General features: G+C 67.7%; 21 protein-coding genes and 1 pseudogene. 8 read left to right on the plus strand and 14 right to left on the minus strand.

Translation table 11 applies throughout. The annotated features are described in order from the left end of the window. Positions 1–110 precede the first annotated feature (110 nt). The 5 genes from ACFW9O_RS18205 (at position 111) to ACFW9O_RS18225 (ending at position 3,457) form a co-directional block, all read left to right on the plus strand. The gene (locus ACFW9O_RS18205) at positions 111–701 is read left to right on the plus strand and encodes a DUF5134 domain-containing protein (RefSeq protein ID WP_384610471.1); all 591 of its coding nucleotides are present in this window, start codon (positions 111–113) and stop codon (positions 699–701) included. Between the two features lie 87 nt (positions 702–788). Further along, positions 789–1,724, plus strand: a complete 936-nt coding sequence (locus tag ACFW9O_RS18210) for a M56 family metallopeptidase (protein WP_384610473.1) — start codon at positions 789–791, stop codon at positions 1,722–1,724. Positions 1,725–1,759: 35 nt separating this feature from the next. Next, the gene (locus tag ACFW9O_RS18215; RefSeq protein ID WP_384610475.1) at positions 1,760–2,452 is read left to right on the plus strand and encodes a phosphatase PAP2 family protein; all 693 of its coding nucleotides are present in this window, start codon (positions 1,760–1,762) and stop codon (positions 2,450–2,452) included. 20 nt (positions 2,453–2,472) lie between these two features. Next, positions 2,473–3,198 (plus strand): HAD family hydrolase, encoded by a 726-nt coding sequence (locus tag ACFW9O_RS18220; protein WP_384610477.1) that lies wholly within the window; start codon positions 2,473–2,475, stop codon positions 3,196–3,198. A gap of 79 nt (positions 3,199–3,277) precedes the next feature. Further along, the gene (locus ACFW9O_RS18225) at positions 3,278–3,457 is read left to right on the plus strand and encodes a hypothetical protein (RefSeq protein WP_351177248.1); all 180 of its coding nucleotides are present in this window, start codon (positions 3,278–3,280) and stop codon (positions 3,455–3,457) included. Positions 3,458–3,677: 220 nt separating this feature from the next. Here ACFW9O_RS18225 and ACFW9O_RS18230 read toward each other — a convergent pair whose 3' ends face one another. After that, complete coding sequence (locus tag ACFW9O_RS18230) at positions 3,678–5,168, minus strand: LVIVD repeat-containing protein (RefSeq protein WP_384610479.1); 1,491 nt, start codon at positions 5,166–5,168, stop codon at positions 3,678–3,680. A gap of 175 nt (positions 5,169–5,343) precedes the next feature. Here ACFW9O_RS18230 and ACFW9O_RS18235 point away from each other — a divergent pair, with 175 nt between their 5' ends. Together ACFW9O_RS18235 and ACFW9O_RS18240 are read left to right on the plus strand one after the other, a co-directional pair. Then, positions 5,344–6,012, plus strand: coding sequence for a DUF305 domain-containing protein (locus ACFW9O_RS18235; RefSeq protein WP_384610481.1), 669 nt, complete (start codon positions 5,344–5,346; stop codon positions 6,010–6,012). A gap of 93 nt (positions 6,013–6,105) precedes the next feature. Next, a complete protein-coding gene (locus tag ACFW9O_RS18240; RefSeq protein ID WP_384610483.1) occupies positions 6,106–7,488 on the plus strand; it encodes an FAD-dependent oxidoreductase in 1,383 nt (460 codons plus the stop codon). Between the two features lie 31 nt (positions 7,489–7,519). Here the strand turns inward: ACFW9O_RS18240 and ACFW9O_RS18245 are convergent, their stop codons facing one another. The 9 genes and pseudogenes from ACFW9O_RS18245 to ACFW9O_RS18285 form a co-directional block, all read right to left on the minus strand. Then, complete coding sequence (locus tag ACFW9O_RS18245; RefSeq protein ID WP_384610485.1) at positions 7,520–7,867, minus strand: ArsR/SmtB family transcription factor; 348 nt, start codon at positions 7,865–7,867, stop codon at positions 7,520–7,522. Positions 7,868–7,917: 50 nt separating this feature from the next. Next, entirely contained in the window at positions 7,918–8,655 is a 738-nt protein-coding gene (locus ACFW9O_RS18250) for a class I SAM-dependent methyltransferase (protein ID WP_384610487.1), read from the minus strand. A gap of 55 nt (positions 8,656–8,710) precedes the next feature. Next, positions 8,711–9,502: pseudogene (locus ACFW9O_RS18255) on the minus strand (tRNA-dihydrouridine synthase); the annotation flags it as partial. Between the two features lie 709 nt (positions 9,503–10,211). Continuing rightward, complete coding sequence (locus ACFW9O_RS18260) at positions 10,212–11,417, minus strand: helix-turn-helix domain-containing protein (RefSeq protein WP_384610489.1); 1,206 nt, start codon at positions 11,415–11,417, stop codon at positions 10,212–10,214. A 44-nt stretch (positions 11,418–11,461) separates the two neighbouring features. Next, positions 11,462–11,620, minus strand: a complete 159-nt coding sequence (locus ACFW9O_RS18265) for a hypothetical protein (RefSeq protein WP_384610491.1) — start codon at positions 11,618–11,620, stop codon at positions 11,462–11,464. 123 nt (positions 11,621–11,743) lie between these two features. Then, on the minus strand, positions 11,744–16,108 hold the full coding sequence (locus ACFW9O_RS18270) for a hypothetical protein (protein WP_384610492.1): 4,365 nt from the start codon (positions 16,106–16,108) through the stop codon (positions 11,744–11,746). Continuing rightward, positions 16,095–16,370 (minus strand): hypothetical protein, encoded by a 276-nt coding sequence (locus ACFW9O_RS18275; protein WP_384610494.1) that lies wholly within the window; start codon positions 16,368–16,370, stop codon positions 16,095–16,097. Before ACFW9O_RS18275 ends, ACFW9O_RS18270 begins: the two co-directional genes overlap by 14 nt. A gap of 443 nt (positions 16,371–16,813) precedes the next feature. Continuing rightward, positions 16,814–17,209: a hypothetical protein gene (locus tag ACFW9O_RS18280; RefSeq protein WP_384610496.1), complete on the minus strand. Its 396-nt coding sequence runs from the start codon at positions 17,207–17,209 to the stop codon at positions 16,814–16,816. Positions 17,210–18,004: 795 nt separating this feature from the next. Then, positions 18,005–18,187 (minus strand): hypothetical protein, encoded by a 183-nt coding sequence (locus ACFW9O_RS18285; RefSeq protein WP_384610498.1) that lies wholly within the window; start codon positions 18,185–18,187, stop codon positions 18,005–18,007. 507 nt (positions 18,188–18,694) lie between these two features. Here ACFW9O_RS18285 and ACFW9O_RS18290 point away from each other — a divergent pair. Next, positions 18,695–18,907, plus strand: coding sequence for a hypothetical protein (locus tag ACFW9O_RS18290; protein ID WP_384610500.1), 213 nt, complete (start codon positions 18,695–18,697; stop codon positions 18,905–18,907). A gap of 45 nt (positions 18,908–18,952) precedes the next feature. Here ACFW9O_RS18290 and ACFW9O_RS18295 read toward each other — a convergent pair whose 3' ends face one another. The 4 genes from ACFW9O_RS18295 to ACFW9O_RS18310 all read right to left on the minus strand — a co-directional run bounded on the left by ACFW9O_RS18295 (position 18,953) and on the right by ACFW9O_RS18310 (position 21,811). Then, on the minus strand, positions 18,953–19,321 hold the full coding sequence (locus tag ACFW9O_RS18295) for a hypothetical protein (RefSeq protein WP_384610502.1): 369 nt from the start codon (positions 19,319–19,321) through the stop codon (positions 18,953–18,955). An 11-nt stretch (positions 19,322–19,332) separates the two neighbouring features. Beyond that, positions 19,333–20,214 carry a hypothetical protein gene (locus ACFW9O_RS18300; protein WP_384610504.1) on the minus strand — a complete coding sequence of 294 codons (882 nt, stop codon included), beginning with the start codon at positions 20,212–20,214 and terminating at the stop codon, positions 19,333–19,335. Between the two features lie 75 nt (positions 20,215–20,289). Further along, positions 20,290–20,550, minus strand: coding sequence for a hypothetical protein (locus tag ACFW9O_RS18305; RefSeq protein WP_384610506.1), 261 nt, complete (start codon positions 20,548–20,550; stop codon positions 20,290–20,292). Positions 20,551–21,511: 961 nt separating this feature from the next. Then, positions 21,512–21,811: a hypothetical protein gene (locus tag ACFW9O_RS18310; protein ID WP_384610508.1), complete on the minus strand. Its 300-nt coding sequence runs from the start codon at positions 21,809–21,811 to the stop codon at positions 21,512–21,514. Positions 21,812–21,815: the final 4 nt, after the last annotated feature.

The raw sequence follows: 21,815 nt of genomic DNA on the forward strand, positions 1-21,815 counted from the left end.
CCGCAGGCCCTGGCGCGCTCCCCCAGTACCCCAGTGCGCCCCGGTAGGACGACCCGGCCCTGGGCAACGAGTAGGTGACACAGGCGTTCACCTGGAGGGGGAGGTGCACCGTGCACGGACCGGCGTTGGCCGGCTGGCTGCTGATGGTGCTGTGCGGGGTGACGGGGGCGTACTGCCTGCTGCGTACGCGCAGCGGAACGGCGGAGGAGCGCCGGACTGCGCGCGCGGAGGGACTGATGGGTTTCGGCATGGCCGCGATGGCCGTGCCCGCGGCCGTGTTCACCCTGCCCGGCTGGACCTGGGCGGTGTATGCGGTGCTGTTCGGCGGGGCGGCTCTGCGCGTGCTCGTGGCCGCCCGCTACCGCGCCCACCATCTGCACCATCTGGTCGGTTCGCTGGCCATGGTCTACATGGCGGTGGCGATGGCGCCAGGCGCGGGTCGGGGCGTGAGCGGCGGGCACATGGATCACGGGGTCGCCGGATCCTCGGCGTCGGCGGGAGGCATACCCCTGTTGACCGGAGTGCTGCTGGCGTACTACGCGCTGTACGTGCTGCGCTCCGCGGGACGGCTGGTCCCGGTGACCGCAGTCGCCGGCCCGGGCGGTGCGGCGGGCCCCGGCCGGGAGTCACGCCCCGAGCTGGCACTGGCCTGCAGGCTGACCATGGGGATAGGCATGTTCGCGATGCTGCTCACCCTGTGAGACAACGGGCCCGTTGTGCCGTGTCGTGCGTCACTTGGCGTGCACGGCCATACCCGCGAGTGCCGCGGCCCTCATAGGGTGACGCCCATGCTGGTCTCCCTCGTGCTGCTGGTCCTCGGTGCACTGACGGCCGTTGTGACTCCGCGCCTGATGGCCCGGGCACAGTGGCCGGAGCGCGAGCCGGTCGTGGCCCTGTGGGTCTGGCAGTGCGTGGTCGCCGGGGTTCTGCTCTCCTTCGGGCTCTCCATGACACTCAGTGCGGCCGCCGCCTGGCAGGAGGTACGCGGACAGGTCTTCGCGCCTGCCCCCCGCGCGGTGGTGGAGGCCTACGCGCTGGCCGCCTACGGACCCTGGTCGGCCGTCATCGCGGTGCTGCTCGCGCTCGGCGGTCTCTGGACCGCGGCCATGCTCGTACGGGAGATCCACCGGGCGCAGCAGCGGCGCAGGCGGCGCCGGAGCGAACTGCTGGTCCGTTCCCCGCTGATGCCCGGCGAGGAGCCCGGCAGCGACCCTCTGGTGGTGCTGGAGGGCGAGCGTCCGGATGCCTGGTGGCTGCCCGGTGCGGCGCCTCAACTGGTCATCACCACGGCGGCGCTCGGGCGGCTGAAAGGCCGTCAGCTCGATGCCGTACTGGCTCATGAGCAGGGACACGCGCAGGCCCGCCACGACTGGCTCCTGCACTGCTCGGCCGCGCTGGCGACCGGGTTCCCGCAGGTACCGGTGTTCGCGGCGTTCCGTGACGAGATGCACCGGCTGGTCGAACTGGCGGCGGACGATGTGGCGTCCCGGCGCTTCGGGCGCCTCACGATCGCCCTCGCCCTGGTCGAACTCAACGAGGACCGCGGGGTGTTCGGCCCGTGCCCGACCCCGGACGCGCAAGTGCCGCTCCGGGTGAACCGGTTGCTCGCCCCGGTGGAGCGGCTGACCGCGGGCCGCCGGCTGCGGCTGACCGCGGCGGCCGCCCTGGTGCCGGTCGTACCGCTGTTGGTGGCCTTCGTTCCGGGACTCAGCGCCCTGCGATGAGTGGGTTTCGCCCCACGTCCGCGAGGATCGTCCCCATGCGCTCCCCCTCCCGGCCCCCGCACACCGAAGCCGGCTTTCCGACGACCGGAGTCATCTGCGCGGCCCTGGCCGCTGTGCTGCTGATCCTGGTCGCGGTTCGCTGGTCGCCCCTGATGTCGCTGGACCGCACGGTCGCCGAGGCCCTGCACCGCAGAGCGGTGACCGAGCCCGGGCTCGTCCAGGTCAACCGGGTACTGACGGACTGGGTGTGGGACCCCTGGACGATGCGCGCTCTGATCGCCGTGGCCGTGATCGCCCTGTGGTGGCGCGGGGCGCGGTTGCTCGCCGTGTGGGTGGCCGCGACGAGTGCGCTCGCCACCGCGGTGCAGCAAGGGCTGAAGGCCGCCCTGGGCCGCGAGCGCCCCCAGTGGCCCGACCCGGTGGATTCGGCGAACTACGCGGCCTTCCCGTCGGGCCACGCGATGACGGCGGTCGTGAGCTGCGGACTGCTGCTGTGGCTGCTGCGCCTCTTCGATGCGGGGCCGAGGCTGTGGCGCACGGCACTGGCGGTGGCAGGGGTCTCCGTGGTGGGGGTGGCCGTCACCCGCCTCTACCTGGGGGTGCACTGGATGACCGATGTCGTGGGCGGACTGCTGCTGGGCGCCGCCGTGGTCGCGTTCTCGACAGCCGGTTACACGGCACTCCGGCGGCGCGGCGGACGGGACGCGGCCTTGTCGCACCGCCCGTGAGACGACGAGGATCAGGGACCATGGCCCTCAAAGGTGTGCTCTTCGACTTCTCCGGGACCCTCTTCCGCATCGAGTCGGTCGACTCGTGGCTGCGCGCCGTCCTCGACGCACGGGGCGCGACCGTGGGACGGGCCGACTTCGCACGGTACGTACAGCGGCTGACAGCTGCCGGGGCCCTGCCGGGCGGCCCTCGTCCGGAGCGGATCCCGCCGCACCTCACGGCGGCCTGGGCCGATCGCGACAGGAGCGCGGAGCTGCACAGGCAGGCGTACACCGGCCTGGCCCACCGGGCCGAGCTGCCGGATCCCGGCCTGTGCGACGCGTTGTACGACCGCCATATGGCGCCCGAGGCATGGCGCCCGTACCCCGATGCCTTGGAGGTGCTCCGTGGGCTGCGGCGCAACGGGATCGCGGTCGGTGTGGTCAGCAACATCGGCTGGGATCTGCGGCCCGTCTTCCGGGCACACGGCCTGGACGGCCTGGTCGACGCGTACGTCCTGTCCTTCGAGCACGGCATCCAGAAACCGGATCCCCGCCTGTTCCGGACCGCCTGCACGCTGCTGGGGCACGATCCGTCGGACGTGGTCATGGTCGGCGACGACCGGCACGCGGACGGGGGCGCGGCGGCACTGGGCTGTGACGTGCGTTTCGTGGATCACTTGCCCGTGCGTGAGCGGCCGGACGGGCTCCGTGCGCTCGGGCTGGTGACGCTCACGGACGGGCGGCCGGATCCGCACGCTTCGTGAAGGCTTCCTGGAGAAGGTGTGAGGGATGTCCTGTCCGCCGATGGGGCTGATTGTCGGACAGGGGCCTTAGCCTGGACGCATGTCCCCGTATCCGAACACGTCCGGTTCCGTGCGTTCCGTCTCCGTGGTCAACGAAGAGATTCGTGACCTGTGGCAGCGCTCGGGCGGACTGCTGTCCCCGGACGACGAGACGGAGTACCAGAGCCTGCTGGTGGAGTGGGCCGCGGCGGCGGGTACGAGCGTGAGGCCGGCGGCCTGAGAGCGTCCGGTGCGACACGGCCCCCGGCGGCTGATACCGCCGGTTCCGTCCGGCTCCCGTCGATGCCGCTGGGTCCTCTGATTCCGGCGATCCCCCGCGTCGCCGGATCCAGGGGTACAGCATGTCCCCGCGTGGCTCGTCGGTCAATGAATTAAGCGTGCCCCGCCGGGTGTGAACCACCTGGCGGGGCACAGCGTTATGTGCGGGAGGTACGGCCGGGTCAGTGGTCGAAGTAGTCCGGCTGCGTCTGCACGTTGAGCTCGTGCATCCGCACCCGCTTCGCCGGGTCCGTCCGCCGGTCGTCGAGCCTCAGCACGTCGAAGCCCTTGGCGATGTCGTTGGAGTAGATGTAGCCGTTGTAGTAGTAGGCCGACCAGGGACCGGCCGTGGTGACGGCCGCGGTCGTGATGGGTCCGCGCTCGAAGAACGCGATCTCCTTCGGCTTCGAGGAGTTGGTGAAGTCCCATACGGAGACGCCACCCTGGTACCACGCCTGGACCATCAGGTCGCGGCCCTTGACCGGGATGATCGACCCGTTGTGGGCGACGCAGACCTCGGTCTCGGCCTGCGGACGGTCGATCTTGAAGTAGCTGCGGAAGACCAGCTTGCGGTGGTCGCCCCTGCCGGTGATGTCGTAGATGCCGTCGGCGCCGCGGTTCGGACCGACCTCGTCGTTGCAGGTGGCCGCGCCGCCTCCGCCGAGCTCATCGGTGAAGACCACCTTGTCGGCACCCTGGTTGAAGGTCGCGGAGTGCCAGAACGCGAAGTTCACGTTGTCCTGGACCCGGTCGATGATCTTCGGGTTCTCGGGGTCCTTGATGGAGAACAGCAGGCCGTCACCCATGCACGCGCCGGCCGCCAGGTCCTTCGACGGGAGCACGGTGATGTCGTGGCAGCCGGTGGTCTTGGAGACACCCGGGTTGTCCGGAGCGCCCGGGTTCCCGCCGTCCGGGAAGAGGATCGGGAAGTTGACGATCCGGGACTTCTCGGGAGCGTTGCGCGGCACCTTGATGACGGAGATCCCGTCGTGCGGCGGCTGGCAGTCCGGGAACGTCGCGTTGGGCGAGTACGAGGAGACGTACACGTAGACGTTCTTGCGCTCGGGAACGATCGTGTGGGTGTGCGAACCACACGCGGTCTCGACTGCGGCGACGTACTCCGGGTTGCGCTTGTCGCTGATGTCGAAGACCTTCATGCCCTCCCAGGAGGACTTCTCCGTGGCGGGCTGAGTGGTGCTGGCGCACGAGTTGTCGCTGCGCGAGGAGTCGGTGGACAGGAAGAGCAGGTCTCCGGAGACGGAGATGTCGTTCTGCGAACCGGGGCACAGGACCTGTGCGACGGTGCTCGGGTTCTTCGGGTTGCTGATGTCGAAGATCCGGAAGCCGTCGTAGTTTCCGGCGAAGGCGTACTTGCCCTGGAATACCAGGTCCGAGTTCGTGCCCTTCAGAGCGTCCTTCGGAACGTTGGCGACGTGAGTGATGTTGTCGCTGTGGACGATCTCGTCCACGCCGGGTATCTCGCCGCTCTCGATGGCTGCCCTGGCTTCGGCCTGCTGACTCACGGAGACACCGCTGCTGGTGGCAGCCTTGTCACCGGGGTCGGGTGTCGCGGCCGCGGGTCCGGCCGTGAGCAGCGTGGCGATCAGTCCGGCCGCGGCTGTCGCCACACCCAGACGTCTGCGCCGCACTCTGGTGGTGTGCAACGAGGTCACTGCGTCCTCCCTTGTGGCCGTTCATGGTTGAACGGTGCATGGACCCCGGCAGTATCGTCCCTCGCATGTACACACCAACAGATGGCAACAGAGACGTAATAAAAGTTTTTGATCTTTGCCCTGTGGAAGGTGTTAGGACGGTCTGCAACACACCCATGTGGCACAGGAGGTCGCCGTGTTGATCCGCCGTCAGACCCCGCGCACACGCGCAACCGCTCTCGCGGCGACGCTCGCGGTGGCCGTACTCGCCCTGGGGGCCTGCGATTCCGGAAGCGGCGACAAGGAGACGAAATCCGCTACGGACAAGGGGCCTTCGGTGGTGGCGCCCGGAAAACCGGGCGAGCCCGCAAGGACCCTGTCCGCCGAGGAAGCGGTGAAGGCCGCCGGGGACGACACCCCCAACTCCGCGGACTTCCGCTACGCCGAGCTGATGATCGAGCACCACAAGCAGGCCCTGGTCCTCACCGCGCTGGTCTCCGGACGGGGCGCCTCCACATCTGTCGAACGGCTCTCCGAACGCATATCGGCAGGTCAGAAGCCGGAGATCGGCGCGATGGAAGGCTGGCTGAAAAACAACGGCGGAAACAGGCGCACAGAGACCCACGACCACTCCGCCATGCCCGGCATGGCGACCGACGACCAGCTGAAGAAGCTGCGCGCGGCACGGGGCAAGGCCTTCGACGCGCTGTTCCTCGACCTGATGATCACCCATCACCAGGGCGCGATCACCATGGCGACGGAGGCCCTCGCCGACGGCAACAACGTCACCGTCGAGGAGATGGCCACCGATGTCGTCGCCCAGCAGACCGTGGAGATCGACCGGATGCGCAAGCTCATGACCTGACGGCCCCGGGCGGGCAAACCGGACCCCGCGTGCCTCTCCCCCGTTGCGCCCCGCGGTGCGATGCTGGAGACATCCTGCGGGAAGAGGTGCGCCGTGCTCCGTGTCGCCGTCGTCGGTTCGGGCCCCAGCGGGGTCTACACCGCCCAGGCCCTGCTGCAGCAGTCGCGGGTGCCGGATGTGCGGGTCCATGTACTGGACCGGCTGCCCACCCCGTACGGCCTGGTCCGCTACGGGGTCGCCCCCGACCACGAGAAGATCAAGTCGCTCCAGAACAGTCTCCGGGCGGTTCTGGAGGACGACCGGATCACCTTCGTCGGGCATGTCGAGGTGGGCGGCGAGGGCGGGCTGTCACCCGCCCGGCTCAAGGAGCTGTACCACGCGGTGGTCTACTGCGTCGGTGCGGCGGCCGACCGACCGCTCGCCGTTCCCGGCGAGGATCTGCCGGGAAGCTTCTCCGCGACCGAGTTCGTCTCCTGGTACAGCGCGCACCCGGACACGGCCGCCGACGGCTTCACGCTCGGGGCACGCTCGGCCGTGGTGATCGGCGTGGGGAACGTCGCGGTCGACGTGGCCCGGATCCTGGCCCGCGGCGCGGCGGAGCTGCGTTCCACCGATGTGCCCCCGGCAGCCCTGGACGCACTCGCGGCGAGCCGGGTCCGCGATGTCCACATCGCGGGCAGGCGGGGCCCCTCACAGGCGAGGTTCACCACGAAGGAACTGCGCGAGCTCGGTGCGCTGCCGCGCGCACGGATGGTCGTGAACGGTGCGGAGCTGGCTCTCGACCCTGCTTACGCCGCCCCGGCGGGCGCGCCCGGGACGCCACCGCTGCCCGCCGTGGTGCGGCGGAATCTGGAGGTGCTGCGCGGGTGGTCGACCGATCCGCCGCCCCAGGAGGACGACCCCGAGCGCCACATCCGGCTCCGCTTCTTCCTGCGCCCGGTCGAGCTGCTGGAGAGGGGCGGACGGGTGGCGGGTGTGAGGTTCGCGCGGACGGCTCCGGACGGTGCCGGCGGAGTGCGGGACACCGGTGGCCACGAGGACATCGAGGCCCAGCTCGTACTGCGGGCCGTGGGCTACCGGGGAACTCCGCTGCCCGGGTTGCCGTTCGACCCGGCGCGGAGCACGGTGCCGCATCTGGCCGGCCGGGTGCTGCGGGACGGGGTCGCGTCGCCCGGGGAGTACGTCGCCGGGTGGATCAAACGAGGCCCGACGGGAGTGATCGGTTCGAACAGGTCCTGCGCCAAGGAGACGGTCGCCTCGCTGATCGACGACGCGCCGCTGCTCGCGGAAAGGGCGGTCGCGGCCGACCCGCTGGGCGCCCTGAGGAACTGGGGGCTGCGCCCGGTGGAGTGGAACGGCTGGCTGTCGATCGAGCGGGCGGAGGCCGCACTGGGCCGTTCGCTCGGACGTGGACAGGTGAAGATCCCCGACTGGCCCGGACTGCTCGACGCGGCGCGGGGCGACGGCATCGGGTGACGGGACAGCTCTTGAGCGGCCCGCCGTGGGGTCAGTCCTCCCCGAGACGTTTCGCCTGCCGGTCCGCCGCACCGAGGACGCTGTCGAGCAGGCCCGGAAAAAGGGCGTCCAGGTCCTCTGTCCGCAGGCCGCTCAGTTTCGCGGTGCCACGGTAGATCTGCCGGATCACACCGCTCTCGCGCAGCACCCGGAAGTGATGGGTGCTGGTGGACTTGGTGACCGGAAGCTCGAAGCGGGAGCAGGCCAGCTCATCTGCGGCGCCTGCCAGTTGGCGCACGATCCGCAGTCGTATCGGGTCGGAGAGCGCATGGAGCACGCCCTCCAGGCGGATCTCGTCCCGCGAGGGGTGGGCGAGCGCACGGGCGGCATTCGACGTCACTGTGGCTCCACTTCGTCCGGGCTGTCCATTGTACGAGATCTGTCGTAGTTTTACCGGCGGGTGGCGACCACCAGACGGGCGCGGGGACTGCCGTCCGGCCCCTGGCCGAGGTCCGTGAGGGGAAGCAGCCGCACGGAGAATCCGGTGCGCACGAGATCCTCCGTCACATCCGGAAGCCGGAACGTGCGGTAGTACATGACGAACGGCGGACGCCACAGCGCGTTGCGCACACGCATGGCCACGTCGAAGCCGAGCAGCGACCAGTAGGCACGCGAACCCACCGGGGGCGGCGCACCGACCGGGAAGACGAACCGGCCACCCGGCCGCAGCGAAGCGTGCACCTGCCGGAACAGCTCGGGGCGCTCCTTCGGCAGGAAGTGACCGAACGCCCCGAGGCTGAGGGCCAGATCGAAGACCGGCGCGAAGGGCAGCGCCAGCGCGTCGGCGCGCACCCAGTCCACCGCCGGACCGCCGTCGTCCTCCGGCCGTGCCGCCCGTGCCGCCTGCGCCACGGCGAGCATTCCGGCGCTGAAGTCGACTCCGGTGACCCGCTCCCGGCACAGCCCGCCCAGTACGCCCACACCCGCTCCGGTGCCGCAGCAGACGTCGAGCCCTCGGTCGAAGGGCCCGAGGGGGCGCACCGCCCGGGTGACGGCGTCGAGCACCCGGTCCGGGGTCCGGTAGGGCGTCCGGTCGAACTTGGGGGCGAGCAGGTCGTATCCGCGCATCGTCGACGAGAGCGCCTGGACGGCCAGTTCGCGGAGGGTCGGGCCCTGTGGAGTGAACATCGCGGATCAGCGTACCGAGAAAAGCCCGGGCCCCCGACCCGGGCGCATCCTCGTGTCAGACAGCTCGCTGGTACTGCTCGGGTGTCGGAACATCGCCACCGAGTGCGCGCGAGGCGTTGCGGGCGAAGTAGGGGTCACGCAGCAGTTCCCGTCCGAGGAGAACGGCGTCGGCGCGCTCCTCCGAGAGGATCTTCTCGGCCTGTACGGGGTCGGTGATCAGACCGACGGCGGCCACCGGAAGGCCCGCCTCGGTGCGGACCCGCTCGGCGAACGGCACCTGGTAGCCGGGCCCCACGGGGATCTGCGCGCGCGGCGCGAGCCCGCCGGTGGAGACGTCCAGCAGGTCGACGCCGTGCGCCCGCAGCTCGCGTGCGAAGCGGACGGTGGCGTCCGCCGTCCAGCCCTCCCGCTCGTCGTCCGCGTTCTCGGTCAGCCAGTCGGTGGCGGAGATCCGGAAGAACACCGGGAGCTCTTCGGGCCACACGGCCCGGACCGCGTCCACGACCTCCAGGGCGAAGCGGATGCGGTTCTCGAAGGAGCCGCCGTAGGCGTCGGTCCGGTGGTTGGTGTGCGGGGAGAGGAACTCACCGATCAGATATCCGTGGGCGCCGTGGACCTCGGCGACACGGAAGCCGGCCGCGAGCGCCCGGCGGGCGGCATCCGCGAACTGGGCGACGACCTGCTGGATGCCCTCGGTGGTCAGCTCGGCGGGCACCGGGTGGCCCTCGTCGTACGCGACCGGGCTCGGGGCGACGGGCTGCCAGCCCTTGCCGTCCGGGGCATCCGCCTCGACCGGACCGCCGCCGCGCCAGGGGCGGTCCGTCGATGCCTTGCGGCCGGCATGCTCGAACCTCACTGACATACATGTCACTCTTCCGCGTTCGGGCACAAGGAAGCCCCGCACCTCCGTGGGGGACGGAAGTACGGGGCTCCAGGTGGAACGGCGGATGCGGGCATGTCGACCTCTGCACCCGCCGTCCCCGCGCCGCTAGTCGGCTAGCAGCGCGGGTCTAGGAAACAGGAGGCGGCTTGCCGTCCTCCCCTTCACGGACAACGAACGCGTGACCCACCACAGTCCGGGTGTACTGCCGGTGGCCACTTCGTCCGGCGTGGGTCATGCAGGAGATGTCTACCTCTTCGCCGTCCTTCGACGGTTCCGCGGTCCAGCCGCAGGAGGTACACCGTGCGGCGAACGTCGGAGCGATATCGGGGTGCGAGACAATCCGGTGGACGAGGCTGCGGAGCAGCATGCGGCCGGTCATCGTCGCCTCCCGGGGTGAGGGTGCCGCCCCATTTCAACCGCCAAGTCGGAGGCGTGCGAGCGGTCGAAAGCAGGACCGCCCAACTCCGTCGCCTGACGCCATTGCTTGTGGAGCGCAGCACATACCGCGCATCCCGGGGCCGGCTTCGGGTCAGCCGGTAAGGGCGTCAAATACACAGGCCCCTGCATCGTCGTGGTGCGTTCCATCCCCGTACCTCCGTCGTCTTGTCGACGACGTCAGGGTTTCGCTCCACAAGGCTCCGCTACAGGGATGCAGCGTCCTACTTCGGCGACGCTAATTCGTCACTCCAAGGAACTCGGCAATGGTGCGGAGCCCTGGCGGGCGGTTCTGGAGAGCCATCAAGTCGGACACGATGGCGACGGCCAATGTGTGATGACGCATCCAAGTGGGAGCTACGCGCCGCAGGCTCTCCAGCGCCTTTACCGCGCCTTCCGCATCCCCTAGATCGGTGTGTGCGCGGGCGACGTCCAGAAGCAGCCACGTGCGCCAGGATTCGGGCGTGTCCTTCGACAAGCGCATGCCCTTAGCCAGGCGTAGGGCTTCCTCCGGCCGCTCGTGCTGCACCGCCAGGCGCACGCGCTCGATGCGGACGGACGACTTACTGAAGACGGACAGGAGGCGTCCGTCCCCCTCCGTGGGTGGCATCTTCGACAGGCGGCCAGCGGCCTCTTCCGCGGCGCGCATCATCCTGTCCGCGTCGTCGTACTCGTCCAGCCGGGCGTGTGAGGTTGCAGCGCTCATGGTCAAGCCGCCCCACACGCGGAGCCCTGACGCGTCGTCGGTGAGCCCGTTCCGCTCCATGCCGTCGGCCGCGTAAAGAGCAATGCTCTTGGCGTCGTCCAGCCGGTTGGATCTCTGGTACGCCCACGCCAGGCTGTTGCAGATCATGGGGACGAGGAGTGGATCCCCGGACACTTCAGCGGCAGCTATGGCCCGCTCCAGGGCCGCAAGGGCAAGGTCAAGCTTCCCCAGCCGGATGCTCAGGTGTCCCGCCAGCTGGAACGCCTTACCGAGTGCGGCTTGCCCTCCGTCAGATCCCTCCGACGCCGTGAGACGAGCGTCAGCGAGGATCCCCGGGAGCAAGTTCAGTAGCTGTGGGAACTCTGCCGAGTGGTACATGGACCACGCATCCGCGATCTCTGCCCGCAGCAGTGCCGGCGTGAGCACCTCCGCCCCGTCGGACTCCTGCGGTGGGGCGAACATCGGAGGGTGAATGGCGCGCCGCACAGCTACCAACTGGGGCGGATCGGCCTCCCCTGTCGACGGGACTCCGGGAGGATCACCGAGGAGCGTCGTCAGTTCGACACCAAGTCCACTGGCCAGCGCGTGCAGCGTCGGCAGGCGTGCGGACCCCTTGCGCTTCTGTTCAAGCTTGCGCACGACGTCGACGGACACGCCTGACTTCTCCGCCAGCTCCTCCTGTGTCAGGTTGGACAGCCGGCGGAGGCGGGAGAGCTTGTCTCCGAGATGCTCGCTCACCCCTCAGACGGTACGCCGACGAGGGGTGAGCGGACCCGGAGATGTCAGAGCCAGCCGGCCGAGCGCATCCGGGTGCGCCACGAGCGTCCGTGGCTGGGGTTGCAGAAACGCTTGACCTTTCCGCGTCCGGGGGTCTGCTCCACGTCGGTGCCGCACTGCGGGCACGAAACGGGCTGGCTCTTGGCGGGGTCGGTAAAGCTCATGGGTGTTACCTCTCTCAAGTCATGGGGAGCCCCTGGAGCGCCCATGTCGGGCTGCTCCAGGGGCAGTTGGGGAATGCATCGGCCGTCTCCTCCATGTCGGCGGAGACGGCCTCTGTGTGGTTCTTAGATGAACCGGCCGGTTTCGATCGCACGGCCCGTGTCCGCGTCGTAGACGTCAATGCGGGCGTCGACGATGTCCGTGATTTCCCGGTCACCGACCCATACGTGGTTCTCCACGCGAATGTTCGGCGCCTGGCCGGATCCGGCAGCGGGAACGCTCTGTGCCTGGCGCGCCATCGCCATGGAGTCGCGGTTGTTGTAGACCTGCGTCGGAGTGAGGAAGCGGAGCAGCTCGGGTCCGTTCTCGCCCACCCACGCAGTCTGTCCCAGCTGCGGGAATCCGCCGTCTGCGTAGCCCTTGGTGTTGCCCAGTGCCGGCTTGAAGCCGTAGCGACGCGTGAACAGCGAGTCGTTCCAGCCGCGTGCGGCCTTGCCGACGACGACGCCGTCACCGCCCCTGGATTCGACGTTCACGCCGGCCAGGGTTCCGGCCGTGTGACCGACGCCGTTGTTCGTGATGCCGATCTGGAACGGCGAACGCAGGTTACGCACCCACCCCGCCGGAGCGTTGTCACCCTGGAAGGAGAACGTCGACCAAAGGCGCCCCTTCGGGACCTGCCCCAGGATGAGCTTCTGAATCGACGACATGAAGCCGGAGCAGTCGAAGGAGGGGTTACCCGCTCCGCCCCACTGGTACGGCATGCCGTTCTTTGAGCGGGCCCACGTCAGGGCTTGACCCACGCTGCCGGTTGCGGCTGTGCCGCTTCCGTCGCCGCCGAAGATGGAGTCCTTCAGGCTCTTCAGCAGCCCGATAGGAATCTGCGTGACCATCTGGCCCCACTTCGACGAAGCGAACTGCTTCATCTGTGACTTGGCCCAGCCGGTAGCGGCGCTGAATACCTTGTCGGGGTTCGTCAGGAAGTCGGCCGTGTCCTTGACGCCGTTTACGACGGCCCCACCCGCGGACTTGATGCTTCCCCAGATGTCACCGACGATACCGCCGTTGGCGAACGCGGGTGTTCCGTTGGCGATCACCTTCTGAACGGCCCCAACGCCACCGGAACGCGCGGCGGCATTCCACGCGTTGATAGGTCCGGAACCCATCGCGCGCGTGACCTCCGGTCGGAGAATCGCCTCGCCGCCCCCGACCGCAATTACGCGATCGTCAACGCCCGGGGAATATCCGGGAAGAATTCCTCCCGTATGGAATCCCTTAAGGTCGAGCGGCTTGATTTCCTTCGCCCCAGTGATTCCGGCTACCTTGTTCCACAGTGGAACAATTCCGCCGTTGTACACGTGCTCGATCAGGAATCGGACAGGTTCCCGGGCAATATCCTTGATCTGATCCCAGGACTTCTTGATCGACTTCTTGCTGTCTTCGAAGGACTGAGAGACGGCCTTGACCGCTTTCTTGATCCCGTCGAAGGCCGGCTTGATGGCCTCGTCATACAGCCAAGTTGCCTTGTCGCCGATCCACCCGAAGATGGGCTTCAGGACTTTATCCCAGAGCCACTTTCCAGCGTCTCCGAGAGTCTCGAAGTCCTTCTTCGCTTGCTTCATGGCGGGCTTGATGGCCTTCTCGTACAGCCACGTTGCCTTTTCGCCTATCCACCCGAACACAGGCTTCAGGACCTTTTCCCAGAGCCATTGCGCCTTTTCGCCGATCCAGCCGAAGGCAGGTCCAATCGCCTCTTCCCAGAGCCACATTGCGACCTTGCCGAGAGCCTTGATGGCAAGCCAGGTGGGCAGGAGGAACAGAACGATCAGGCCCGTGATCAGCAGCTTCGCGCCTTCGTACAGGAATCCGAAGACAGGGCCGATGGCGTTGTTCCAGAGCCACATTGCTACGTCGCCGACGGCCTTCATCGCAGTCCAGATTCCGGAGAAGGCGGGCTTCAAAACGCTGTTCCAGACGAAGCTGACGGTTTCCTTGATACCGGACCAGGATTTGTCGACGACCTTGCGGAATGTCTCGGAGTTGGAATAGGCGAGCATGAAGCCTGCGATCAACAGGCCGACGACGATGACAATTGCCCGGATGATCGGTCCAATTCCCGTCGCAGTGAGGACCGTACCGAATCCAGCCGTTGCGATCGTCGAAAGCAATACAACGGATTGATACACGGCCATAGCTGCGGAGAACGCGACCATACCGAGGGCAATCGCCTTCTGAGCGAAGAAGATCCCCCACAACGCCGCCACGAGTTCCGGCGAATTCGTCGCGAGCCAACTGACCGCTTCGAAAACGGGGCCGACAACGGCCATAACCGTCATCGCCATCGGGGAGACGGCTTTACTCACGTCAAGGGCTGCCGTCAGAACGTCGCCGATGAACGATGCCACGCCGGGTGAAGTGTCCTTGACGTACGCGAGGAACTTCTCAAACTTCGGGGAGCCCTTCAGGCTGGAACCCCACTTCGCGAAACGTCCCGTGATGCTGTCTGACTTCGTCGCAATGCCGTCCATATGCGGCAAGAACGCGTCGATGATTCCGGCAACACCCTTGATCACGTTGCCGAACGCGACACCGAATCCCTCAACGGCCGGCTGAACACTATCGGCTAGGTCAGCTTTGAAGCTCTGCCAGAATGGCGTCTTCAGTTCCGCCGATGCCTTGTTCTGAAGCGTCTCAATTCCCGCGGCTGCTCCGAGAACGAGGGGCGTCAAGCCAGGCAGTGAGTTCTTGGCGGAGTCAACGCCTCGCGTGAAGAGCGGAAGGACGTCGGGCTGTAGCTCCAGGGACCATGCCTTGAACGCCTTGGAGATCCCGGACGGTCCCGCGATTGCGTCGAAGAGGCCACGCGCGGCCGGCGTCATGTTCGCCAGCGCCTTGCGGTACTCCTCCTCCTTGGAGATAGCTCCGTCGGTCACCTTCATCGACGACAGGCGCGCAGAGTCGACGCCACGCTGAGCACTGGCCACGGACTCAGCCGCAGACACCTGCGCGTCGGCGGAGGCCCGCACGGCGTCAGCCACGCTGCGGGCTCCGTCGCGTGCCGCCTTAGCGGCTGCCTCGTGAGCCTTAGCCAATGCGTCCGTCTGCTCGGCAACGGTCCGCTGAGCGCTACCGACTCGCTCCGCCGCAGCACGGACAGCGTCAGAACCTTCGACGCCCGCCTTCTTCTGCGCGTCCGCGGACTTTTTCAGCTCCGCGTAGTTCTGCGCCTGTTCCTTCTGGCTCTGCTTCGCGCGGTCAAGGGCAAGCTGAGCGGCCTCATGCTGGAGCTGCGTTGCCCGGGGGTCGGCGAGCGTCGCGTTCAAGTCCTCTTGCGCCTGGCGGACGCGGAGAGTTGCCTCCCGCTGGTCCAGGGCGCCGTCAGTGAGCCGATCGTTCAGCTCCTTCAGCTGCTGGGCGGCATCAGCTCGTGCCTGCGTGAGGTCTTGCTCTGCCTGACGTGCGGAGCGGTTCGCGTCGGTGAGACTCTGCTCTGCGCGACGTACGCCGTCAGCGGCGGCCTGACGCATCTCAGCCGCGCGCTGCGAGGCGTCGGCGACTGCCCGTTCCGCGCTCTCCATCGTCCGTGCGGCGTTGCGGTGAGCTGACGCCAACTGCGCCTGTGCGCCTGCGAGTTGGAGCGCTTTACTCGTCGCCTGTTGTGCTGAAGCTGCGCTTCGGTCGGTGGCGTTCTTCGCCTCGTCCTCCGCGGCCGACTTCAGTCGGATGACGTCGGTAACGCCCTTGATCGCGGGAATGGCGGCCAGGGCCAGGGCTCCGATACCTGCGCCAGCTGCTGCGGCCATGGAGACCACGGCACCGAGACCCGCGGCGATGGTCGGGCCAAGCGGGATAGCGGCTGCGGCAGCGATTTGCAGCGTCAGGGAGAGCAGAGCTGACGTCGCCTGCGTCGTGTCGACGCGGACGGGAATCCTGATGTCCTTGCGGTCCACGGCGTCGATCTCTTCGCGCAGAGCAGCCAGGGCCGCGCGGGCGGTTGCCGTGTCGGCGCGAACGGCTACGTTCGGGTGCGTCGCACCGAGCCTCTGAAGCTCCTTTTCGATGCGGAGGACTTCAGCGCGGGCCGCTCCGGCATCGACGTCAATCCCGATCCGCTTCCCGCTCAGCTGTTCCAGCTTCGAGCGGAGGCGAGCCAGTTCGGCGTCAACTCCCGTGTCAGACAAGCCCACTTGGAGCTTCGGCATTGCCTTGAAGGCAACTTCTAGCTTTCGCTTCAGGCTGCGGGAAAACGCACCTCCGGCGTTGTCACCCTGACGGGACGCAGCGCCGCGAGCGGCCTGGCCTCCGCGGGTGATCGCGTCCGGGATCGCGATCACGATGTTCCGGCTGATCGCGTCGCCCATGCGTCGGCCGGCGTCCTCCCCTACCTTGTCGGCGATGGGGAGGACGAGCGCCTTCAGCTTGTTGTGGAACTGCGGGATGATCGGGACGACGTCGACCGCAGCGCCACCAACGATGTCAAGATCCGGCACCGTCGATCACCCCCAGCAGAGGGCCGACGTCAGTCGGGTCGGTGCGGGCGTCCAGGACGTCAGCGACGCCGCGGAGATTGCCGTAGAGCGCGATGACGTCGGGTGCCGGCTCCATCGCCTCCAGGCTGCGACGCAGGAACTCGAAGTCGGCGCAAGCGTCGCTGCAATGAGTGGTCGGGAGTGGCATGTCGTCGACGAGGACGAGCTCCACATAGAAGCCGCAGCCGTCGCGCGCGCAGACGGCTGAGTTGGGAGTGTTCAAGGGTTCCTCCAGGGCATGCAAGAGGCCCGCAGCGCGTCCGCTACGGGCCTGACAGTTGGTCTGTGTGGTTGTGGTGGTTCGGATCCTCCGCGACCGTTAGGCGGCCTTCCTGGGGACGTCGAAAATGCCGGGGACGGGGCGCTGCGTGCTCTTGCGCTGGTCCAGCAGCCGCGCAAAGTGCATCAGCCGCTTCGCCTCCGCCTCGTCCCCGGTCTCAACGGCTAGCTGAGCGCGTGCGATCCACGCACCGCACGCGAAGGAGCACGTTGCACTGAGGCGGATGTGCCTGCCCGGACCTCGTCCCTTCCGGTAGGCACGTGGCCAGGTGCAGCCAGGGCGACGGCAGGCGGTGTCAGGGGTGGACTCGGCGGTCATGGCTCCTCCAGAGCACGCCAAACACCCCCACGTCGACGACGAGGGGGCTGGCAAGGGTTGTTGGTGCGCTACGTCAGTTCGTCGACGAGCGCTGAGATGTCGGTCAGTGCCGACGGGGCGCCGCGGAAGCGGTCCCCCGTAACGGTCAGGAACCGTCCGGTGCCGTAGACCTCCACGGCGTATCCGCCGCTCTTCCGGATCCGGCGTCCCTGTCGGACGTCGGCCAGGCCAAAGATGTGGAGACCCTGTCCGGACGGCGATACTTCGATGTAAGTACGGCCAGCCCTGCGGACGATGTCTTCCGCCCACGTGGCAACGGCGCCGTCAGGTCCAACGACGTGGTCTAGGTCCAGGCAGACGATGCCGTCACCGTTCAGTACGAAGCCAAGCCCCGTACCGGCCGTCGACTTCGACGCGTCCGTGTAGCTGCTCCATGTCCGCGGGTCCGTCGACGAGGCTGCCATGCCGGCAACCGTGAGCGGGACTTTCGTCGCGGACCGACGAACCCACCTGTCGCGAGTCGTCAGCTCCGTGGGCAGTGCCTTCTTGGATGCTCGGTAGATCGCTTTGCGGCATCGCGGAGAGCAAGCCTTCGCGTGACTGCGCGCCATGACCGGCATTGGCCGGTCACAGTGTCCGCAGGTTCGATCCATGGGGACCAGTCTACGCGACGGCGTCCCACTTTCAGCGCTCTCACCTGCGACTTTACCTCGTCTTGGCGTAACGCTTAGTGGGTCGTCGCAGCCTCCGGCTTGATCGTTCGTCGCCCGCGATCCACCGTGTCGAGCCGGCCGGAGGGGCGTCAGAGGGCCTCCAGGGGCCCCGAATGGCCTCTGAGAGGGCCTGTAGGTCGACCTCCAACCGGTTGCCAGACAGCGCCTACCAGCACTCTTACGGTCTTCATAAAGATCAAAAGGGGATCACCCCCCTGGGGTGATCATGGAATCGTCGCAGGTCAGAACGTTGCGATCATCAAGCGAGCGTCGGCCGACTCTCACCAGCGACGCCACGCGCCACGCAGCCGAACGCCTGCATGAGCGTGAGTCCGCGATCGTCGGCGAACGCCTGTCGCGCTCGTCGCCAGCGGTTCCACGCAACGACGTCACGTTGTCCGTCGGTCAGCGCCTCGTCCGCGGACGTCAGCCACTCGTCTACGTAGCACTGCATGAGCACCGCAGGCACTGCGGACGAGGCACTGCCTGTCGCCTGCCCTGCCGTTGCCTGTGCCCTGCGAGCTAGCTGTGCTGCCTTACGTGCGCTCATGCGCTCATGCGTGAGCGTCGCTCCGTGATGTCCAGGCTGTGTGAGGTGGGCACAGTGTGCAGCTCACCCATGCCCGTACCCTCACGCTCCAGCTCCCAGCCCAGCGTCTTCAGCCCAGCAGGAGACAGACCAAGGTGGTCTGCCAGGTAGCGCGCCTCTGCTGCCAGGCCCGCAGTCACACGGCCAGTGAAGGCGTCGCATGTGATGCGTACGAACATGGCGACCATGGGCACGAATGAGTCATCCCACATCGTCGCCTGGCCTGACGCCCATAGCTCTGCCCACATGTCCTGTTCAGGCTGCGTCCAGTCACGCCCTGACGGCATGTCCGGGGCAGGCAGATCACAGCCGGCAAGAGGCAGCACAACAGGGCCTGTCGCTCTGCGTGCTCCCTTCCCGCGGTACTCCCTGCTATTGGGGCTGGAGAGGTCTCGTCGTGGTCCGGGGGCAACCATCGCGGCCCCTCCTTTCGTTGTCGGGTCAGTCGATGCGGCGCACGTCTTGACGCCGCATCAGGTTTGTGAGATGGTGCTCGCCGCACCGGGAAACCGGACACGCCACCACGGGCGGACCCCACGTGGACGCGCACCCCTCATGGGGATCGCCGCGAAGCTTGCAGTCATTCGACCGCAACGGAGTGCGCCCTTTTCCAGGGCCTCCGTCGTGAAGGCGAAGGGTCCGTCTCGATGTCCGTCTCTCTTGTTGATTTTCTTGCTGTGTCCCCGTACGCGTTCGGCGCGGTTCTTGTAGTCGTCTTCCTCGTCGTCCTCGTCCTCTGCCTGACGTTCCTTCGAGCGCTCCGCATCAGCGTCCAGGGCGTCAAGGGCTCCGATAGGCCGGCCGTTATTGCTGAGGTTGGCGACGCTCTGAAGGCATTCGTGTTCTGGCGTAGGAAGTGACCCATGAGCACCCCCGCGGCTCGTCGTCGCGGGGGTGCTCATGGGTCAGCTCCGGGTGTAGGAAGGTTCGACGAACGGGTTCCGTCCGCCGGTTGGCAGGGGCTTGGGCGCCGGACGGTTGCCGTTCTCGTCCAGGCCGTGCTTCGCGCGGTACGCCGCAACGCCGGCGCCGACAGTGCCCCGGCCCGTGCCGCTTCCGGCGTCGGGGCCACGGTCACCGCCCGAGCGGGGGCCCTGCGGTGTCGGATTCAGTTCCGCGGCAAACGACGTCGCATCCGCGGTGAGTGCGGTCTCGTCCGCCCCCTGGAGTCTCTGCGACTGCTCCACCGTCAGGCCGGCGGCCAGGCCGGCACGGAGCTTTGCAAGTTCGAGCACGGGGCCCGTCAGGGGCTCCGGGGTGTTCTCTTCGGGCATGTTGGTACCTCTCAGTTGATGTTGAGCGCGATGTCCGCCGGCGCGGGCTTAAGCCCGTGGACCGGTCGGGGCTTCGGCTGTGGGGCAGGTGGGGTAACGACGACTGTCGGGGAGAAGTCCTTGACCGGCAGGGCGGCGGAAACGCTGTGGCGCGTCAGGTAGGCGTCCTGTGCGGCGAGCACGTCTTCAACGCTCTCCGGGACGTACGCAACGCCGTTCATCTGCGCGAGCCAGACGAGGTGATCGAGGGTGTACCGCCGGTTCTGCATCGCGGTGAACTGACCCCGGGGGGTCTCGTCGCTGATGCCCTGGACGTCACCGAAGCCACTGTCCTTTGCCCGCTGGAACAGACTTGACGGGCCGGACAGCTCTCCCTGACGCAGCGCTTCCCATTGCGCGGCCCTGATGTTCTTCAGGACCGGCAGGAGGGCACGCAGCGCGGTGTACGCCTCCGCCACGTCCCCGCCTGCGGTCAGCGCCTCGTCGGCCGTGCGGACCGAGCCGAGCGCCGGCGTGTGCTTCCTGGCGTCCGTCAGGAGGTCGGCAAGCTGTACTCCGAGTGCGGCAAGGATCTCCGTCCGATTCAGCTCACGAAGCATCGTGAGAGTGGCTGCTCCGGTGTACTCGCGGTGCACGGCGGCAAGCCGGCTCCGTACGGCGTGAGCGCCAACAGCGGCCGTATACGCAGCCTGTGCGCGCTCTTCGACGTCGGACGGCCAGGCGCCGGTGTCCAGGAACTCCGCTACCGCCTCGTCGGCAACGCGCTGGGCTTCGACCTCCGGGGCGTCGACGGCAGGGAGTGAACGGAAGAGTTCTTCAACGCGCGCCTTGCGCTCGTGGAACTCCGCGATCTCCGGGACAGCCGCGTGGGCGGCTTCAAGCTGTGCGTTCATGTTTTCCTCTCAGGTTCGACGAACGGGCCCCGCCGTGTCGGCAAAGGCCCGTGGGATGAAAGCTCTGTGTGGTCGTCAGGCGGCCTCGTAGCGGCCCGTCGACTCGAAGTACGTGCGCCGCTCTGCGCGTCGCTCACGGATGCGCCTGGCGCGCTCCGGCGCCTCCAGCCGGTAGGCGACCCTTGCCGCCTCGTTCCGGCAGTCGGCGCACTTCCTGGTGAAGCCGTCGGCACACAGGCTGTCCTTGTGGAAGTTGGCTTCGTCGACGACGAGAGTGCGGAAGCACGCGGGGCACTGCCGGGTAGGTCGGTCCGGGACGTCGCTGAATCGGTGCACGGTCTATCTCCTTGGGGTTCTGTCGGTCTGGCGACCCTTCGTTCTGCCAATGACGCCAAATGAAAAGCCGTCCCGAAGGACGGCTGAAGTCTGAGGCTCCGGCGGAGCACGTCGACGGAACGCGCAGGAGGAGAGTCCGCGGTCAACGTCGACGGCTCAACGCCGGAGCCATGCGCTCGCCCGGAGAGGTGCGGGGAGCGCAGTTGCTCGCGAGACGGCACGCCGCTATAGGTCGTGGCCGGTCCCGCGGTCTACGGGGTCGCGCACGCGCGCGAGTAAACCCCTCTACGGCTTCGTTATGGGGCGGGAATGCCCAGATGTGACGTTAGGCCCCGAATCCTTTACCTACGCTTTGCCAAATGTCCCACATAGCGAGATACGTGGTGCCGGCAACGAGGAATGCACACTCTGCGTAGCCGTCGCCCGCCTCCGCCGCTCAGCCGACGACGCGACCACATGAAGGCCCTGCGCGCCCACCTGAGGGCCTTTGGCGCCTCCAGGGCCTCCGAGTGCCGGAGAGCGGCACCCAGGCGCTCACGGAGGCGCACAGGCGCGCTCTAGACGTCGATGCCGCCCCCACGCCCTCCGCGCTCGCCCTTCGACGCCGAAAGAGGGCCTCCGGCACCTCCGCGGCCAGTTTGGCCAAAAATGCAAACTAGACCCCTACTTTCCTTTCTCCTTAACGCGCGTTAGAGAGAAGTAGAAATAGGGTCCAGTCTGTCCAATTGGCCAATCTGGCGACGAAATCGGGGCGCAAAAGGGGGCAGAGCGGGCACAGGTCAAATTGGGACCGCTTTTCGCGCGGGGGTAACGCCGCATCATTACCCGCCGGTAGTGTCAAAGGTTTGTCCAGCCGCCTCGCAAAGGGTGTGGAGGGCGTCGACGAGGCGCCGGCCCCGGAACGCGACGATGCCCCGCTCCCAGAGATCCAGGGCGGGGCAGTCGTCACGCGCAGTGATCGTCAGACAGCCACAACGACGTAGCCGTGGGCGCGAGCCTCGTTGACGCAGCCCCAGTGAGCCGCGTACCAGTCTCCCGCGCTCTCCACGAGCGCCAACTCGTCGAAGAGGGACGGCTCACCGCAGTGCGAGCAGTCGACGGTGGGCGGCTCCTCCGCCCCCTGAGCGGTGCACGTAGCGGCACAGGCGAACACCTGGCATCCGTCGAAAGTGCCAACGGGGATCATCGGGGCGTCGTCGCCGTGGCAGGTGACGCATGCCAGGCCGTCACGCTGCGCGGGGGTGAGGTTTCGTGAGAACATCGTG

Origin of the sequence: Streptomyces sp. NPDC059499, from assembly GCF_042749285.1 — a bacterium.
Taxonomy (GTDB): domain Bacteria; phylum Actinomycetota; class Actinomycetes; order Streptomycetales; family Streptomycetaceae; genus Streptomyces.

What these genes read in the sequence shown, in the direction of transcription:
- ACFW9O_RS18220 (WP_384610477.1), top strand. Translation starts at nt 2,473, where the DNA reads ATGGCCCTCAAAGGTGTGCTCTTCGACTTCTCCGGGACCCTCTTCCGC.
- ACFW9O_RS18265 (WP_384610491.1), bottom strand. Translation starts at nt 11,620, where the DNA reads ATGAGCTTTACCGACCCCGCCAAGAGCCAGCCCGTTTCGTGCCCGCAG.
- ACFW9O_RS18290 (WP_384610500.1), top strand. Translation starts at nt 18,695, where the DNA reads ATGTCCGTCTCTCTTGTTGATTTTCTTGCTGTGTCCCCGTACGCGTTC.
- ACFW9O_RS18310 (WP_384610508.1), bottom strand. Translation starts at nt 21,811, where the DNA reads ATGTTCTCACGAAACCTCACCCCCGCGCAGCGTGACGGCCTGGCATGC.
- ACFW9O_RS18215 (WP_384610475.1), top strand. Translation starts at nt 1,760, where the DNA reads ATGCGCTCCCCCTCCCGGCCCCCGCACACCGAAGCCGGCTTTCCGACG.
- ACFW9O_RS18210 (WP_384610473.1), top strand. Translation starts at nt 789, where the DNA reads ATGCTGGTCTCCCTCGTGCTGCTGGTCCTCGGTGCACTGACGGCCGTT.
- ACFW9O_RS18300 (WP_384610504.1), bottom strand. Translation starts at nt 20,214, where the DNA reads ATGAACGCACAGCTTGAAGCCGCCCACGCGGCTGTCCCGGAGATCGCG.
- ACFW9O_RS18250 (WP_384610487.1), bottom strand. Translation starts at nt 8,655, where the DNA reads ATGTTCACTCCACAGGGCCCGACCCTCCGCGAACTGGCCGTCCAGGCG.
- ACFW9O_RS18295 (WP_384610502.1), bottom strand. Translation starts at nt 19,321, where the DNA reads ATGCCCGAAGAGAACACCCCGGAGCCCCTGACGGGCCCCGTGCTCGAA.
- ACFW9O_RS18280 (WP_384610496.1), bottom strand. Translation starts at nt 17,209, where the DNA reads ATGGCAGCCTCGTCGACGGACCCGCGGACATGGAGCAGCTACACGGAC.
- ACFW9O_RS18225 (WP_351177248.1), top strand. Translation starts at nt 3,278, where the DNA reads ATGTCCCCGTATCCGAACACGTCCGGTTCCGTGCGTTCCGTCTCCGTG.